The following is a 1,099-nucleotide window of genomic DNA, read 5'->3' as shown; positions in this document are numbered from 1 at the left end:
ATGTAGTAGAGAGACTTGTGTTTATAAACTGGATTCTCTATGCCTCGCTTGCCCGCCATGACTGCAAACGCCAAAAAGCTACTGCCAGTGCCGATAAAAGAGAAGATTAAAAATGCACCGGCAATGGCGTTGTGTTCTGGATTGGCAATCACAAAACCAAAAGGGATCAGTGAATAGAAAAGGAAATCTAGACTGATATCGAGGAAACCACCCGCATCACTGATACCTTGGATTCGAGCCAAGGCGCCATCAAGCCCATCACAAACTCTGTTGAAAATGATGAAACCTAACGCCCACTCATATTGCTCAAACGCTAACGCCGGAAACGCTAAACAGCCGACCAAAAAACCAAATAGGGTGGTTTGATTGGCGGTAATGCCGACTCGATTCAGTACTTTGGCAGACTGGTTTAATGGCCACTTGATGACCTTTATTGAGTACTTATCCAGCATGGTTGCTTCTCCATGGCCAAGAGAGTACTTGAGCCCCTTGAGGCACATCTGCTTCGTCGTGTGTCACCATCAGCGTAGGGATATTGGCTTTGGTTAATTGCTCAAATACCCAGTCCCGAAATTGTGCTCTGAGCTCTTGGTCTAACTTACTGAACGGTTCATCAAGTAGAGCCAACTTAGGCTTCGCCAATAACATACGAGTTAAACTGATTCTCGCTCGTTGACCACCAGAAATCTGATCGGGAAAAGACGCTGCTAAGTGTGTCAGTTCAATGTCTTTTAACGCTGCCATGGCTTGCTGTTGGCGAGCAGAGCCTTTAACCGAATTAGGTAGTGAGAATGCCAAGTTTTCCCATACTTTTAAGTGAGGGAACAATAGATCATCTTGAAAAAGAATACCGACCTCACGTTGGTGTGATGGGAGATCGTCCAGTTGAATGTCATTCAAAACAACACTTCCAGAGTACGAAAACTCTTCATTCAAGTGGCCTGCGATGGCGTCCAATAAGGTGGATTTACCGCAACCGCTCGGTCCCATCAATGCCAGTATCTGGCCCGATTCTAATGTTACATTTAGCGCTGAAAACAGCGAATCACCACCAGTTTTATGGATGGCGAGGTCGTTGAGGTACAGACTCATTACTTAA

The 1,099-nt window shown here is 45.6% G+C and carries 2 protein-coding genes; both read right to left on the bottom strand.

The annotated features are described in order from the left end of the window. Positions 1-452 (bottom strand): CDP-alcohol phosphatidyltransferase family protein (locus BCT81_RS24175; protein ID WP_102426119.1); only part of this gene is annotated, 452 nt, incomplete at its 3' end. Then, positions 442-1,092 (bottom strand): ATP-binding cassette domain-containing protein, encoded by a 651-nt coding sequence (locus BCT81_RS24170; RefSeq protein ID WP_102426118.1) that lies wholly within the window; start codon positions 1,090-1,092, stop codon positions 442-444. The genes BCT81_RS24175 and BCT81_RS24170, both read right to left, overlap by 11 nt. Positions 1,093-1,099 lie beyond the last annotated feature (7 nt).

The organism is Vibrio sp. 10N.261.52.A1 (assembly GCF_002876325.1).
Classification (GTDB): domain Bacteria; phylum Pseudomonadota; class Gammaproteobacteria; order Enterobacterales; family Vibrionaceae; genus Vibrio; species Vibrio chagasii.
This window is presented reverse-complemented; position numbering and strand designations above follow the sequence as displayed.

What these genes read in the sequence shown, in the direction of transcription:
- BCT81_RS24170 (WP_102426118.1), bottom strand. Translation starts at nt 1,092, where the DNA reads ATGAGTCTGTACCTCAACGACCTCGCCATCCATAAAACTGGTGGTGAT.